The sequence below is a fragment of the Nonomuraea sp. NPDC049028 genome (assembly GCF_043197735.1).
GTDB lineage: Bacteria > Actinomycetota > Actinomycetes > Streptosporangiales > Streptosporangiaceae > Nonomuraea.
In genome coordinates this window covers 706,198-719,794 of record NZ_JBICTR010000001.1, presented here as the reverse complement: position 1 = coordinate 719,794, position 13,597 = coordinate 706,198, and the positions used below count along the sequence as shown (strand labels likewise).

At 70.1% G+C, this 13,597-nt stretch carries 16 protein-coding genes; 5 read left to right on the top strand and 11 right to left on the bottom strand.

All coding sequences use genetic code 11. The annotated features are described in order from the left end of the window. The first annotated feature begins 10 nt into the window (after nt 1-10). Nucleotides 11-1,012, top strand: a complete 1,002-nt coding sequence (locus ACGFJ2_RS03270; protein WP_393464142.1) for a LacI family DNA-binding transcriptional regulator — start codon at nt 11-13, stop codon at nt 1,010-1,012. Nucleotides 1,013-1,015: 3 nt separating this feature from the next. On the opposite strand, the gene ACGFJ2_RS03265 is transcribed toward ACGFJ2_RS03270, so the two are convergent. Genes ACGFJ2_RS03265 through ACGFJ2_RS03250 form a run of 4 tightly spaced genes read right to left on the bottom strand, consistent with a single transcriptional unit; the run spans nt 1,016 to nt 4,871 of the window. Further along, nucleotides 1,016-2,503, bottom strand: a complete 1,488-nt coding sequence (locus ACGFJ2_RS03265; protein WP_393464139.1) for a cation acetate symporter — start codon at nt 2,501-2,503, stop codon at nt 1,016-1,018. After that, nucleotides 2,500-2,913 (bottom strand): hypothetical protein, encoded by a 414-nt coding sequence (locus tag ACGFJ2_RS03260; protein WP_357951134.1) that lies wholly within the window; start codon nt 2,911-2,913, stop codon nt 2,500-2,502. Before ACGFJ2_RS03260 ends, ACGFJ2_RS03265 begins: the two co-directional genes overlap by 4 nt. Next, nucleotides 2,910-3,659 (bottom strand): LytTR family DNA-binding domain-containing protein, encoded by a 750-nt coding sequence (locus ACGFJ2_RS03255; RefSeq protein WP_357951131.1) that lies wholly within the window; start codon nt 3,657-3,659, stop codon nt 2,910-2,912. Before ACGFJ2_RS03255 ends, ACGFJ2_RS03260 begins: the two co-directional genes overlap by 4 nt. Before the next feature lie 33 nt (nt 3,660-3,692). After that, entirely contained in the window at nt 3,693-4,871 is a 1,179-nt protein-coding gene (locus ACGFJ2_RS03250; RefSeq protein WP_357951129.1) for a histidine kinase, read from the bottom strand. Between the two features lie 78 nt (nt 4,872-4,949). Between ACGFJ2_RS03250 and ACGFJ2_RS03245 the strand changes: the two genes are divergently transcribed. Together ACGFJ2_RS03245 and ACGFJ2_RS03240 are read left to right on the top strand one after the other, a co-directional pair. After that, nucleotides 4,950-7,139, top strand: a complete 2,190-nt coding sequence (locus tag ACGFJ2_RS03245) for an FdhF/YdeP family oxidoreductase (protein ID WP_393464134.1) — start codon at nt 4,950-4,952, stop codon at nt 7,137-7,139. Further along, nucleotides 7,136-8,362 carry an OFA family MFS transporter gene (locus ACGFJ2_RS03240; protein WP_357951123.1) on the top strand — a complete coding sequence of 409 codons (1,227 nt, stop codon included), beginning with the start codon at nt 7,136-7,138 and terminating at the stop codon, nt 8,360-8,362. Before ACGFJ2_RS03245 ends, ACGFJ2_RS03240 begins: the two co-directional genes overlap by 4 nt. On the opposite strand, the gene ACGFJ2_RS03235 is transcribed toward ACGFJ2_RS03240, so the two are convergent. From ACGFJ2_RS03235 to ACGFJ2_RS03205, 7 genes are read right to left on the bottom strand one after another with little or no spacing between them, the layout of a single operon-like run. Continuing rightward, nucleotides 8,340-8,753 (bottom strand): HIT family protein, encoded by a 414-nt coding sequence (locus ACGFJ2_RS03235; protein WP_357951120.1) that lies wholly within the window; start codon nt 8,751-8,753, stop codon nt 8,340-8,342. The two genes, ACGFJ2_RS03240 and ACGFJ2_RS03235, sit on opposite strands and share 23 nt — an antisense overlap. Nucleotides 8,754-8,772: 19 nt before the next feature. Next, the gene (locus tag ACGFJ2_RS03230; RefSeq protein ID WP_357951608.1) at nt 8,773-9,471 is read right to left on the bottom strand and encodes a DUF1838 family protein; all 699 of its coding nucleotides are present in this window, start codon (nt 9,469-9,471) and stop codon (nt 8,773-8,775) included. Between the two features lie 29 nt (nt 9,472-9,500). Continuing rightward, nucleotides 9,501-9,941, bottom strand: coding sequence for a protease inhibitor I42 family protein (locus tag ACGFJ2_RS03225; protein ID WP_393464130.1), 441 nt, complete (start codon nt 9,939-9,941; stop codon nt 9,501-9,503). Between the two features lie 25 nt (nt 9,942-9,966). Beyond that, entirely contained in the window at nt 9,967-10,689 is a 723-nt protein-coding gene (locus ACGFJ2_RS03220; RefSeq protein ID WP_393464127.1) for a DUF3618 domain-containing protein, read from the bottom strand. Then, complete coding sequence (locus ACGFJ2_RS03215; protein ID WP_357951113.1) at nt 10,686-11,066, bottom strand: phage holin family protein; 381 nt, start codon at nt 11,064-11,066, stop codon at nt 10,686-10,688. The genes ACGFJ2_RS03220 and ACGFJ2_RS03215 overlap by 4 nt, the downstream gene beginning before the upstream one ends. 48 nt (nt 11,067-11,114) lie before the next feature. Continuing rightward, a complete protein-coding gene (locus ACGFJ2_RS03210; protein ID WP_357951111.1) occupies nt 11,115-11,279 on the bottom strand; it encodes a hypothetical protein in 165 nt (54 codons plus the stop codon). Between the two features lie 42 nt (nt 11,280-11,321). Then, a complete protein-coding gene (locus ACGFJ2_RS03205; protein WP_393464123.1) occupies nt 11,322-12,107 on the bottom strand; it encodes a class I SAM-dependent methyltransferase in 786 nt (261 codons plus the stop codon). Between the two features lie 78 nt (nt 12,108-12,185). Between ACGFJ2_RS03205 and ACGFJ2_RS03200 the strand changes: the two genes are divergently transcribed. Further along, nucleotides 12,186-12,851, top strand: coding sequence for a Uma2 family endonuclease (locus ACGFJ2_RS03200; RefSeq protein ID WP_357951106.1), 666 nt, complete (start codon nt 12,186-12,188; stop codon nt 12,849-12,851). A 72-nt stretch (nt 12,852-12,923) separates the two neighbouring features. Further along, on the top strand, nt 12,924-13,589 hold the full coding sequence (locus tag ACGFJ2_RS03195; RefSeq protein ID WP_357951103.1) for a Uma2 family endonuclease: 666 nt from the start codon (nt 12,924-12,926) through the stop codon (nt 13,587-13,589). The last annotated feature ends 8 nt before the right edge of the window (nt 13,590-13,597 follow it).

The following is a 13,597-nucleotide window of genomic DNA, read 5'->3' as shown; positions in this document are numbered from 1 at the left end:
GGGGCACCATATGACAGGCCACAAGGGAGCCATCAACCCGACCATGGCCGACGTCGCCAGGCGCGCGGGGGTGAGCCTGAAGACCGTCTCGCGGGTGGTCAACCAGGAGCCGCACGTGAGCGCGCCGCTGCGGCAGCGGGTGCAGGAGGCCATCAGCGCGCTCGGCTTCCGCCGCAACGAGGCGGCCAGCCGGCTGGCCCGCCGCGCCACCATGCTGACCCTCGGCCTGGTCATGGAGAACATCTCCAACGAGTTCTACTCCCGCCTGGCCAAGGCGGTGGAATCGGCGGCGGCCGACCATGAGGCGCTGGTCGTCTTCGGCTCGTACGAGGAGCGTCCGGAGCGGGAGCGGATGCTCGTGGAGTCCATGTACGCCCGGGGCGTCGACTCGCTGATCATCGTGCCGTCGGCCGCCGACCACGGCTGGCTCGGCGAGCACGGCGGCCTGACCACGGTGTTCGTGGACCGGGTGCCGCACGGCCTGGAGCAGGCGGACGTGGTGCTGCTGGACGACGTCAGGGGCGGCCGGATGGCGACGGAGCACCTGCTGCGGCACGGACACCGGCGCATCGGGCTGATCTCCGACGACGACGGGCTGAGCTCGGTCCACGACCGCGCCTCCGGCTACCGCGCGGCGCTGCGGGAGGCCGGGGTGGCGGTGGACGAGTCGCTGGTGGTGCGGGAGGTGTTCGACCCGTGGCGGGCCGGACAGGAGGTGACGCGCCTGCTGTCGCTGACCGACCCGCCGACGGCGTTCTTCGCCACCAACAACCGGGCCGCGATCGGCATCCTCCAGGCGCTGCGCGAGCGGCCCGAACGCCCGGCGTTCGTGGGCTTCGACGACTTCGCGCTGGCGGAGGTGTTCAACCCGGGAGTGACGGTGGTGCGCTACGACGTGACGCGGCTGGGCCGCAGCGCGGTGGACCTGCTCCTGGACCCCTCGGACCAGCCGCGGCGGGTCAAGGTACCGGTCGAACTGATCACCCGCGGCTCCGGCGAGCAGCCTCCTTGAGACTCAGGACGAGCGGGGCCGCCAGTCGCCGCGGTCCAGGTCCAGGTCCTCCGGGGTGTGCAGGCGGACCATGGTCCGCGCCACTCCCGCCGGGACCCGGTGCGGCGTCAGGAACGACACCGACACCATCACCGCGAACGCGATCGGCACCGTCCAGGCGGCCGGCTGGGCCAGCAGGGCGCCCGCGAGCCCGTCGTACGGCCCGCCGGTGATCGTGGCCAGCACCGCCGCGCTGGCCAGGCCGCCGCCCACGAGCAGCCCGGCCAGCGCGCCCGTGGTGCTGAGGCGGCGCCACCAGATGCCGAGCACGAGCAGCGGGCAGAACGACGAGGCCGCCACCGCGAACGCCAGCCCCACCACGTCGGCCACCGGCAGGGCCCGCGCCCACAGCGCCAGGGCCAGCGGCACCGCGACCGCCATGAGCGTGGCGGCCCTGAACGAGCGGACACTGCCCTTGAGCAGATCCTGGGCGATCACTCCGGCCACCGACACGGTCAGCCCCGACGAAGTGGACAGGAACGCCGCGAACGCCCCCGCCGTGACGAGCGCGGTCAGCAGGTCGCCCAGGGTGCCGCCGACCATCCGCTCCGGCAGGGTCAGCACGACCGCGTCGGTCCCCACCAGTTCGGGTACGTACAACCGGCCCAGCCAGCCGTACAGCGCGGGCAGCAGGTAGAACGCGCCGAGCAGCGACAGGACCACGAGCGTGGTGCGGCGCGCGGTCCGGCCGTCGGGGTTGGTGTAGAAGCGGACGAGTACGTGCGGCAGGCCCATCGTGCCGAGGAAGGTGGCCAGGATCAGCGAGTACGTCGAGTACAGGCCGTACTCCTTGCCGCCGGCGAGCGGCACCTGCCAGGTGGCCGCGTCGGCCGCGCTCACCGCGGGCGCCCCGTCCGCGCGCCACGCCATGAGCAGGAACACCAGCGGTACGGCCAGCGCCGTCAGCTTGAGCCAGTACTGGAACGCCTGCACGAACGTGATCGACCGCATGCCGCCCGACAGCACGTTGACCGCGACCACGGCCGCCACCAGCAGCCCGCCCACCCACACCGGCGCCCCGGTGACCGTCCGCAGCACCAGGCCCGCGCTCTGGAACTGCGGCATCAGGTAGAGCCAGCCGATGAGCACGACGAGCACGCTGGCCGTGCGGCGTACGGTCATCGACTCCAGCCTGGCCTCGGCGAAGTCGGGCAGCGTGTACGCGCCCGAGCGGCGCAACGGCGCGGAGACCAGCACGAGCAGCACGAGGTAGCCGCCGGTCCAGCCGACGGGCAGCCACAGCATGTCGGCGCCGAACGACAGGATCAGCCCCGCCACCCCGAGGAACGACGCCGCCGACAGGTACTCGCCGCCGATCGCCGAGGCGTTCCACAGCGGGCTGACCGAGCGGGAGGCGACGTAGAAGTCGGAGGTGGTACGGGAGAACCGGATGCCGAACGCCCCGATGAGCACGGCCGCCACCACCACGACGACGACCGCGGTGAGGCTCATGGGCGTTCGACCAGGTCGGCGAAGTGGCGCTCGTTGCGTTCGGCCTGCCGTACGTAGAGCCACGCGCCCACGACGAAGGCGGGGTAGATGAGGCCGGCGAGCACCGCCCACGGGAGCGGGATGCCCAGCAGGTCCGCCTCGCGCAGCTCCGGGATGGCCAGGAACAGCAGCGGCAGACCGCCCACTACGCACGCCAGCACCGTGCAGACGAACAGGGCCAGCCGGAACTGGGTGCGTAGCAGCGAGCGCATGTACACCTCGCCGAGGTGCGTCTGCTCGTCGATCTCGCGGGTGGCCGGGTAGCGGGGGCGGCGCGCGGCGGCGGTGCGGGGGCTCGTCACCGTGACCCGGCGCGCCGTGTCGTGGCGGGCGAGCGGCACCCGGCGGGCGGGGCGGGGCTCCGGGCTCACTCCGGCCGTCCTCTCTTGGCCCGGCGGACGAGCATGTCGCGCAGTTCGCGGGTGTGGCGGCGGCTGACCGGGATCTCGGTGTCGCCGACCCGGACCGTGCACTTGCCGGAGTCGATGTGCAGCTCCTCGATGTGCTTGACCGCGACGAGGTGGCTGCGGTGCACCCGGACGAACCCGGCCGAGGCCCAGCGGTCCTCCAGCGTGGCCAGCGGGATGCGCACCAGGTGGCTGCCCGCGGCGGTGTGCAGGCGGGCGTAGTCGCCGTGCGCCTCGACGTACACCACGTCGGCGCTGGAGACGAACCGGGTCACGCCGCCCAGCTCGACCGGGATGGTGTCGGACTCGCCGAGCTCGACCGGCACGTCGGCCGAGACGGCCACCCGCCTGATCGCCTCGGCCAGCCGTTCGGGGCGCACCGGTTTGAGCAGGTAGTCCTCGGCCTTGATCTCGAAGGCGTCGACCGCGTGCTCCTCGTACGCGGTGACGAACACGACCCGGGGCGGATTGGCGAACTGCGACAGCAGCCGCCCGAGCACCACGCCGTCGAGCCCGCGCATCCTGATGTCGAGGAAGACGGCGTCGATCGGCCGGCCGTCAGCGATGGCCCGGTCGAGCAGCTTCAGCGCCGCGGCGCCGTCCCTCGCGGTGGCCACCTCCCCGATACGAGGGTCGGCGCGCAGTAAGTACGACAGGTCTTCCAGAGCGGGTAGCTCGTCGTCGACGGCGAGGACCCGGAGTTGTGCCATACACAGTGATAAAACCGACAACAAAGATCGAGGTCAACGGGCCGAGACGCCGGGGTGATACTTCGGCAACCTGATGTTGACCTTCGTGCCCGCGCCGGGGCCCGTCTCGACGACCAGCCCGTACTCGTCTCCGTACACCTGGCGCAGTCGCTCGTCCACGTTGGCCAGCCCCACGCCGCCCGCGGGGGCTATCTCACCTGCGAGGATGCGGCGCAGCTTGTCGGGCTCCATGCCGAGGCCGTCGTCCTCGACGCTGAGGCGGCACTCGGCTCCGGCGTCCTCGGCGACGATCGTGATGCGACCGACGCCGTTCTTGCTCTCCAGGCCGTGGCGGACGGCGTTCTCCACCAGCGGCTGCAGGCACAGGAACGGCACCGCGACGGGCAGCACCTCGGGGGCGATGCGGAGGGTCACCTGGAGCTGGTCGCCGAAACGGGCGCGTTCCAGGATCAGGTAGCGGTCGATCGAGCGCAGCTCCTCGGCCAGCGTGGTGAACTCGCCGTGCCGGCGGAAGGAGTAGCGGGTGAAGTCGGCGAACTCCAGCAGCAGCTCGCGGGCGCGTTCCGGGTCGGTGCGGACGAAAGACGCGATCGTGGTCAGCGAGTTGTAGATGAAGTGCGGCGAGATCTGCGCCCGCAGCGCCCGTACCTCGGCCTCCATCAGCAGGGTGCGGGAGCGGTCCAGTTCGGCCAGCTCCAGCTGCGAGTCCACCCAACCGGCCACCTCCTGGGCGGCCCTGACCAGCCCCGCCGAGGCGTGCGGGCCGTAGGCCGCCAGCGCGCCGACGACCCGGTCGTCGGTGGTGAGCGGTACGACCACGGCGTGCCGGATCGGGCATTCGAGCAGCTCGCACTCGATGGCGAGCACCTGGGTGCGGCCGTCCTTCAGCGTCGCGCCCGCGTGCTCGAACGCCTGACCCGCGTGGTGCTCCCCCGCGCCGTCGTAGACGAGCAGCCGCTTCCCGTCGGTGATCGCCAGCGCCGACGAGCCGAGCAGCGTACGCAGGTGCCGCGACGCCTTCTGGACGGCCTCCTCGGTCAGCCCGGCGCGCAGCGGCGGCCCGGCCAGGGAGGCGGTGTGCAAGGTCTCGAACGTGGCCCGCTCGGCCGGGCTGGTGCCCAGCTCGCGCCGCCCGCGCAGGACCCTCCAGAGCACGATCGCGGGCACGCCCACGAGCACGGTCACCACGGCGACTCCGACCAGGTATTCCACGCCGCCGGAGCCTAGTGCCCGCCTTGACGCTTCGACAGTCCCGATCTACGTTCCGACAAAGAGCAAGGAGTTCCTGTCATGGGCCTCGATCCGAAGAACTGGGCCGGCCTGAAACCGTTCGGGCTCGGCGAGCAGAAGCCCAACAACTACCTCGAGATCTGGAAGGCCGTCCGCGAGAACCGCGGTCAACGGCGGTATGCCTGGCGGATCCTGCGTGACGGCGCCTGTGACGGCTGCGCGCTCGGCACCACCGGCATGCGCGACTGGACGATGGACGAGGTCCATCTGTGCAACATCCGCCTGCGGCTGCTGCGGCTGAACACGATGCCGCCGCTGGACGGCGGGCTGCTTTCTGACGTGTCGCAGCTGGCCGGCAAGAGCAGCGCGGAGTTACGCGACCTGGGCCGGCTGCCGTACCCGATGCTGCGGGAGAGCGGCGAGGCCGGGTTCCGGCGGATCGGCTGGGACGAGGCGCTGAACCTGGCCGCCGACCGGCTCCGGCAGGCCGGGCCGGACAAGTTCGGGCTCTACATGACCAGCCGCGGCGAACCCAACGAGAACTACTTCGCCGCGCAGAAGGCCGTACGCGCGCTGGGCGGCAACTCGATCGACAACGCGGCCAGGATCTGCCACTCGCCGTCGACCGTGGCGCTGAAGGGGTCGCTCGGCGTGGCCGCCACCACCTGCTCCTACGCCGACTGGATCGGCAGCGACCTGATCGTCTTCATCGGCTCGAACGTGGCCAACAACCAGCCGGTCGCGATGAAGTACCTCTACCACGCCAAGAAGGAGGGCACGAAGGTCGCGGTGGTCAACACCTATCGCGAGCCCGGCATGGACAAGTACTGGGTGCCGTCGAACATCGAGAGCGCGGTCTTCGGCACCCGGATCACCGACCGGTTCTTCCTGGTGAATGTGGGCGGCGACGTCGCGTTCCTCAGCGGCGTGCTCAAGATGATGATCGACAACAACTGGGTGGACCATGAGTTCGTCGACTCGCACACCGCGGGCTACGCGGAGCTGGCCGAGTCCCTGAGCAAGCGCTCGTACGAGGAGCTGAGCGCGCTCTCCGGGGCGTCGGAAGACGACATGCGCGAGCTGGCCAGGATGCTCCACGAGGCGAAGACCGCCGTGCTGGTGTGGTCGATGGGCGTCACGCAGCACGAGTTCGGCGAGGACAACGTCCGGTCGATCATCAACCTGGGGCTCACCAAAGGCTTCGTGGGCCGCGAGAAGTCCGGGCTGATGCCCATCCGCGGCCACAGCGGCGTGCAGGGCGGCGCCGAGATGGGCGCCTACAGCACGGCGCTGCCGGGCGGCCTGGCCGTCACCCCGGAGAACGCCGCCACGTTCGCGGAGCTGTGGGGCTTCGAGGTGCCCTCGTCGCCCGGCCGTACCGCCCCCGAGATGCTGGAGGCCGACCTGGACGTGCTGATCTCCAGCGGCGGCAACTTCCTGGAGGTCCTGCCCGACCCGGCCGCCTGCCGCCGGGCGCTGGCCCGGATCCCGCTGCGGGTGCACATCGACATCTGCCTGTCGAGCCAGATGCTGGTGGAGCCCGGCTCCGCGGTGCTTCTGCTGCCCGCCCAGACCCGCTACGAGATGATCGGCGGGGTCACGGCCACCTCCACGGAGCGGCGGATCATCTTCTCCCCCGAGATCCCCGGCCCGCGCATCCCCGAGGCCTGGCCGGAGTGGAAGATCACCACCGAACTGGCCGCCCGAACACGTCCCGAAATTTCGGAACACGTGCGCTATACCGGCACGCCGCAGATCCGCGAGGACATCGCCCGGTCCGTCCCCGCCTACGCGGGCATCGAGAACCTCAAGGCCAAGGGCGACAACCTCCAGTACGGCGGCCCGCTGCTCTGCGCGGGCTGGAAGTTCCCCACCCCCGACGGCCGAGCGCGCTTCTCGGTGGTCGAGGTGCCGCCGCTGAACCGCCCCGACGGCACGTTCGTGGTCACCACCCGCCGGGGCAAGCAGTTCAACTCGATGGTGTACGAGAAGCGCGACGCCCTCACCGGAGCCACCCGCGAGGCCGTGCTGATGAACCCGATCGACGCCGACCGGCTCGGCCTGAACGACGGCGACCCGGTACGGCTGAAGAGCGACACCGGCGAGCTGACCGGGCGGGTCGTGCGCGCCCCCGTCACGCCGGGCAACCTGCAGGTCCACTGGCCGGAGGGCGAAGTGCTCATCGACCGGAACAAGCGCTCGCCACAGGCGGGCATCCCCGACTACAACGCGGTGGTGAGGGTCGGATGAATCGCTGGTTACTCGCGGCGGCCGCGGTACTCTTCCAGCTCGCGCTGGGCGCCGTCTACTCCTGGAGCGTGTTCTCCAAGGCACTCCAGGCCAAGGCGAGCGACTTCGACCTCACCAAGGCGGAGGCCGCGCTGCCGTTCTCGGTGACGATCGGCATGATCTTCCTGGGCACCTTCATCGGCGGCCGGATCCAGGACGTACGCGGCCCGCGACCGGTCGCCCTGGCGGGCGGCGTGCTCTACTCGCTCGGCATCCTGCTGGCCGGCTTCGCCGCCGATCACTCCCAGTTATGGCTGCTCATCCTCGGCTACGGCGTCATCGCGGGCTTCGGCCTCGGGCTCGGGTACATCGTGCCGATCGCCATGCTGCAGAAGTGGTTCCCGGACAAGCGCGGGCTGATCACCGGGATCGCGGTGGGCGGCTTCGGCTTCGGCGCCGTGGTGACCTCGCCCGTCGCGCAACGGCTGGTCGAGGCCAACCCGGCGGTGCCGACCAGGGCGTTCCTCACGCTGGGCGTGGCGTACCTGGTGATGACGCTGGTGGGCGCGTTCTTCTTCCGCAACCCGCCGGCCGACTACCAGGTGGCCGCGACCGGGCGGATCGCCGCCAGCGGGCGCGAGTACACGCAGGGCGAGGCGCTGCGTACGCCGCAGTGGTACCTGCTGGCCGCCATCCTCTGCCTCAACGTGACGGCGGGCATCGCACTCATCTCGGTGATCAGCTCGGCCGCCACGTCCATCGCCGGCTACACCGCGGCCGCCGCGGCCACGCTGACCGGCGTCATGGGGCTGTTCAACGGCGCCGGGCGGATCTTCTGGGGCTGGATCTCGGAGCGGACCGGGCGGATGTTCGCCTTCGCCGGGATGCTCGGCCTGCAGGGGATCTGCTTCCTGCTGCTCGGCCACGCCTCGCAGGTGGCCCTGTTCGCGGTCCTGTCGGCGGTGGTCTACCTCTGCTACGGCGGCGGGTTCGGCACCATGCCCGCCACCGCGGGCGACTTCTTCGGCCTGCGCAACGCGGGCGGCATCTACGGGCTGATGATCGTGGCCTGGAGCGTCGGTGGGATCGTCGGACCGCTGCTCGCGGCCGCGCTCATCTCGGGCGACAACTACACCACGGCGTTCACCGTGATCGGGATCATCGCGCTGGTGGCCCTCGTGCTGCCGCTCGTCACCCGGCCGCCGAAGGCCGAGCGGGTCGTCACTCCGCAGGAAGCGCTTTAGCGATCAGCTCGGCGTAGGACCGCGCCTCCTCCTCGGAGGCGTACTTGGTGCGGGGCCAGAAGAAACCGCGCAACCCGTCCTTCGGGTTGCGCGGCACCACGTGGACGTGCAGGTGCGCCACGCTCTGACTGATGCGGTTGTTCATCGCGACGAACGTACCGGCCGCCTCCAGCCCCTCCTCGACCGCGCGGGTCACCAGCTGGACCCGCTCGAAGAAGGGGCCGACGTCGCCGAGCTCGCCGAAGGTCTCGACATGGAGCCTCGGTACGACCAGGACGTGGCCCTTGAAGACCGGGCGGACGTCGAGGAAGGCGACGACGATCTCGTCGGAGTGGACGATGTGGGCGGGCCGCTCGCCCGCGACGATCTCGCAGAACAGGTCGTTGCTCACCGGCCGACCCTACCGGGCCTTATCGGGCGGACTTGTCGGCGAAAGCCGTCCAGCTGGTCACGTTGGGCGCCGACCACTCCTCGGGCGCGTGCAGGAAGTGCTCGCCCACGTGCGCGCGGAGCCGGTCGGGCACCTCGGTCGTCTTGTGGCCGCGGCAGTGGTAGACCAGCCCGCCCTGGCGCTGCCCCATCGCCATCCACGGCAGCCACGGCGAGACCCGGCACCACGAGAACACGCACGGCACACTCGGCTCGCCGGAGTCGAGATCCTTGGCCGAGGCGAAGAACTGGAACAGCTCCAGCGCCCGATAAGTGTCACTGGCCGAGTTGTCGGGATAGTCGGCGACCTTGAGCGGCGACGGGTAGGCCAGCCGGATGTCGGCGTTGAAGACGACCTGGTCACCGAGCCTGGTGGTGGGCACGGGGTAGGCGCCGAAGCGCTGGTTGACCGGGTCGTTGAACACGTGCCGGACCTCGACGGACGCCCCCGTGAACGGGTTGTCCCAGGTGTCGATGATCTCGCGGGACTTCGGGTCGAGGTAGGCCGCGGCCTCCCTGGTCAGCATCTGCCAGCCGCCGTCGACCTCGACCGCCCTGGCCACGTTGACGCCCTCGAAGCCGAACAGATGGTGCGGGCCGTCGTCCTGCTGCCAGCCGTAGACGTCACCGGTCCACCACGAGATCGTCTCCGCGCCGTCGGTCGAGGCGCGCACTCGCATGAAATCCACAGGTCTCCCCCACGGGTGCTCTATTTGACGACGACCGCGAAGATCGCTTCGCCCGACTGCGCCTTGCTCTGCTCGTCGACCGGGCTGGCACCGGCGCGGGGGCAGCGCCAGCAGTCGTACAGCCTGATCTCGGTGTTGCCCGGGTGCTTGCCGTTGAAGACGAAGTAGCTGGTGCCGCCCGAGCCCGTCCCGCCGCCTTCGCTCTTGTATTCCTTGCTGATGAACGAGGCCACCTTGGCGTCGGGCACCGCCACGAGGCGCCACTGGTCACCGACGGACGGGTTGTCGACCACGGCCAGCGAGAACCGCTGGCCCGCGCCGACCTCCACTGTGACCGTCGAGCCCTTGGCGCCCTTGATGACCTTGCCGTAGTCGCTGACGGCCGACCCCGCGCCACAGCCCGTGCCGGCCCCCAACATGAGGAGGGCCAGCAGGGCGGTGGCGGCCGTTCGACGAATCACTCAGGCAGGCTATCGGGATCGGGGCTCACTTGCTCCTGTTGCGCCTCATGATCCGGCGCAGGACCAGGGCCACGAGGGCGCCGGCGGCGGCGATGACCAGCACGGGGCGCTTCCTGGCCTCCGTGGTGACCTTGTCGGCCGCGTCCTTGACCTGGTCGGGGGTGACATCTCGTACCTTGTCGGCCACCTCGGCGGCCTTGTCCTTCGCGACATCCGCCACTACGACGGCCTTGTCCTTCGCCAGTTCGGCCACGGCGGCCGCCTTGTCCTTGGCGACCTCGGCCACTTCGACGGCCTTGTCCTTGGCGACCCCGGCCACCTCCGTGGCCTTGCCCTTCGCCGCCTCCGCCGCGTCGTTCGCCCGGCCCTTCACGTCCGCCTTGTCGGCCAGGGCCGCCACGGTGTCGCCAAGTTCCTGACGGGTGTCCTTGATGTTTTTGTGCACGTCGTCCTCTTCCTCATCCTCGTCGTTGGCGTGCTCCGCCCTCACAGACTCCGTCTCGCCTTCCCGGGCCCCTACCGCCTCGGTGCGCTCGTCCACCACGGGGGGTTCGGGGATGAAGGTCTCGTGCTCCTGGCGGGCGGCCTCCGCCTTCATCGCGTTCTCCACCGCGCCCGGCCTGGTCGGCGGTACGTTGACGGACTCGTGGTCCGTCGGCATACCGACCGTCGTCCGGCGGGCGCCCACGTCCCCGGCATGCTGCTCGCTATATCCCTGCTCGCCGTATTCGGGGTCCGTCTCACTCATCGCCGAGCCCTCTCCTTGACCACGTCGATATCGGCCTTGACGCTGGCGATCGTCTCTTCCGGCACCAGCGGCGCGGCCTGCTTCACCTGGTTCTTGCCCATGAGACCCAGCACGGCGGCGACAACGAACAAGACACCCGCCACTATCGCGGCAGCCGCCCAAGCGGGCATCACCAGGGCGAGCAGCAGAATGACGGCGGCCACCAGAGCGGCACCGCCGAAGAACGCGGTCATTCCCGCGGCCCCGAACAGGCCCGCGCCGAACCCCGCCCGCTTGCCCTTCCGCGTGAGCTCCAGCCGCGCCAGCCGCAATTCATCCCTGACGAGCCGGGAGACCTGCTCGGAGAGATCGTTGACCAGCTTGTGGGTGTCGTTCACGTCGCCTCCTCTGCCGAGGAGGCGACTACCCAGCGAAGTGGCTTTCTATCACCGCTTGGCGGCTCGCAGCAGGAAGCCGACGACGGACAGAACCGGGGACTTGGGAACGTCGCACCAGTTGTCGGGCTGCTTGGGCTTGCTCCACGGGGAGGGCAGCTCACACGAAGGAGCCGACGGCTTGGGCCGTTCGCACCACGATCCGGGAGGATTCATATTTTCACTGTACAACTTCAGCTGCGGGCGCCACCGGAATCTTCACCGTCGGGCGTCGCCGAAATCGCCGGGCAGCGCGATGATGCCGGGCTGCGCGATGACGTGGGTCAACGGGGCCACCCGCCGGTAGGGGTCGCTCGACCCGGCCCGCTCCTCGCACTCCAGCAGCAGGTCCAGGTCGTCGGGGAGGGGCGCGTCGTCGGCCGCCAGGTCCGTGAGCACCCGCACGCCGTACCACTGCCGGACGCCCAGCCCTCGTACGGCCAGGCGCCGCGTCAGGTCGTCGAGCCGGTCGGCCCGCGCCCGGACGCCCAGGCGGTTGGTGTACGCGTCCGCGTCGAACGCCTCCCTGGCCGCCGCCCAGTCCCCCGTCATCCCGGGCCGCATCGCCAGCGCGTCGCCGTTGCGCACGAGCAGGGACAGCACCCCGCCGGACGCGAGCACCGCCGCCATGGCGGTCAGGAGCGGGTCGGGGTCGTCGAAGTACATGAGCACGCCATGACAGAGGACCACGTCGAAGCTCCCGGGCCCGAACAGCTCCCCCAGCCGCTCGGCGGGCGCGTGCACCACCTCGATGGCCATCTCAGGCTCGACCCGCTCCTTCAGCAGCCCGAGCAGATCACTGGACGCGTCGAGCGCGGTCACGCGATGCCCCTGGGCGGCGATCCTGAGCGCCTGGGTGCCCTGCCCGCAGCCCACGTCCAGCACCCTGGCCGGGACGGACGGGAGATGGGCCGCCAACTGTCGGCTCACCAGCTCCTGCCTGACCACGTCACGCAGGCTGCCCAGCCGCTCCCGCCACCGTTCCTCGCCTGCTGAGAACCCCATCACGAAGACCTTTCACAGAGTAAAACCACGGTCACGCAGTGTAGTATTTCCGATGACGCGAGCGAGAGGATGACCGCCATGGCCACCGGCACCACGCGCAGAAAGACACGCAGGCGTGCACCCGCACCTGAGCCCGGCTGCGACTCCCGACCTTCGCCCGCGTGGGGGCCGGGCTGGGGACGGTCCGGACCGACCCACACCGAGCTCAAGCGCGAACAGCTCTGGCAAACCCTCATCGGAGAGGGTTGGAGAGCCGAGATCATCCGTGGAAGGATCATAGTGAGCCCCTGGACGAAGAGGCGCCATGCGCAGCTGGTCCATCGCGTTCAGATGCAGCTCTTCGAGTTCGCGCTCGACAAGGGCTGGGAGTTCTACCAGACCTGGGCCGTTCACATCCCGCCCGATCGAGGCGACAAGCGGCTTCCTGATCTGCTGGTCGCGCCACCGGACAGTCCGGAGTTCGACGAGAACCAGGCCTACGGCCACGGCACGCTCCTGGTCGTCGAGATCACCTCCTCCGACAATCGGACCGACGATCTGCAGGTCAAGCCCGCCGAATATGCCCGGGCAGGCGTACCCATCATGCTGATCGTCGACGAATTCTCCGAGCCTCGATCGGTCACCCTGCTGTCGGACCCACGTGATGGCGAATATCGCAACATGACCAAGGTGGACGAAGGCGAGCAGGTGAAGTTGCCGGAGCCGTTCGGGGTCGAGCTCGACACCGGCCTGATCTTCCGCTGAGCAAGGCACCCAGCCGGGGGCGCAAGTACGGGGCCTGAACAGCTTGATGACGCGAGCGAAAGGATGACCGCCATGCCTACCGGCAGCACGTACGGGAAGGCACACGGGCACGACCCCGCCCCGGGTCCAGAGCGCCCGCCGATCGCCGCACCCACGTGGGGCCCTGGATGGGGCGCCCTGGGCCCCACGGACGAGGAGCTCCGCCGCGAACAGGTGTGGGAGAGACTCGTCGGGCAAGGACTGAGGCCGGAGATCGTGGATGGGCGGGTCTATGTGAGCTCCAGGGCCAAGAGACGGCACTGTGTCCTGGTCGACCGGCTGGCGGACCAGCTCTGCGACGTCAAGCGGAAGAACGGCTGGGAGTTCTACCAGTCCTGGGCGGTGCACATTCCGCCGGGGCGCGGCGACAAACGGCTGCCCGACCTCCTGATCGCCCCGCCGGGGAGCCCGGAGTTCGACGGCAACCAGGCCTACGGATACGGCACGCTGATGGCCGTCGAAGTGGTGTCGTCCGACAGCCGCGATGACGATCTGGAGGCCAAGCCGGTCGCCTACGCGCGGGCGGGGGTCCCGATGATATTGATCCTCGACGACTTCTCCACCCCACCGTCAGTCAGGCTGCTCCACGGGCTGTCCGACGGCGCGTACGATACCTCGATCGTCGTCGAGGCGGGGCAGCCGCTGCCACTGCCGGAGCCGTTCGGGGTCACGCTCGAGACCGGGCCCATCTTCCGCTAGGCGAGATA

Bases quoted from the DNA above. Each gene is read 5' to 3' on its own strand.
- ACGFJ2_RS03265 (WP_393464139.1), bottom strand. From the start codon at position 2,503: ATGAGCCTCACCGCGGTCGTCGTCGTGGTGGTGGCGGCCGTGCTCATC.
- ACGFJ2_RS03255 (WP_357951131.1), bottom strand. From the start codon at position 3,659: ATGGCACAACTCCGGGTCCTCGCCGTCGACGACGAGCTACCCGCTCTG.
- ACGFJ2_RS03270 (WP_393464142.1), top strand. From the start codon at position 11: ATGACAGGCCACAAGGGAGCCATCAACCCGACCATGGCCGACGTCGCC.
- ACGFJ2_RS03200 (WP_357951106.1), top strand. From the start codon at position 12,186: ATGGCCACCGGCACCACGCGCAGAAAGACACGCAGGCGTGCACCCGCA.
- ACGFJ2_RS03210 (WP_357951111.1), bottom strand. From the start codon at position 11,279: ATGAATCCTCCCGGATCGTGGTGCGAACGGCCCAAGCCGTCGGCTCCT.
- ACGFJ2_RS03240 (WP_357951123.1), top strand. From the start codon at position 7,136: ATGAATCGCTGGTTACTCGCGGCGGCCGCGGTACTCTTCCAGCTCGCG.
- ACGFJ2_RS03230 (WP_357951608.1), bottom strand. From the start codon at position 9,471: ATGCGAGTGCGCGCCTCGACCGACGGCGCGGAGACGATCTCGTGGTGG.
- ACGFJ2_RS03220 (WP_393464127.1), bottom strand. From the start codon at position 10,689: ATGAGTGAGACGGACCCCGAATACGGCGAGCAGGGATATAGCGAGCAG.
- ACGFJ2_RS03195 (WP_357951103.1), top strand. From the start codon at position 12,924: ATGCCTACCGGCAGCACGTACGGGAAGGCACACGGGCACGACCCCGCC.
- ACGFJ2_RS03205 (WP_393464123.1), bottom strand. From the start codon at position 12,107: ATGGGGTTCTCAGCAGGCGAGGAACGGTGGCGGGAGCGGCTGGGCAGC.
- ACGFJ2_RS03245 (WP_393464134.1), top strand. From the start codon at position 4,950: ATGGGCCTCGATCCGAAGAACTGGGCCGGCCTGAAACCGTTCGGGCTC.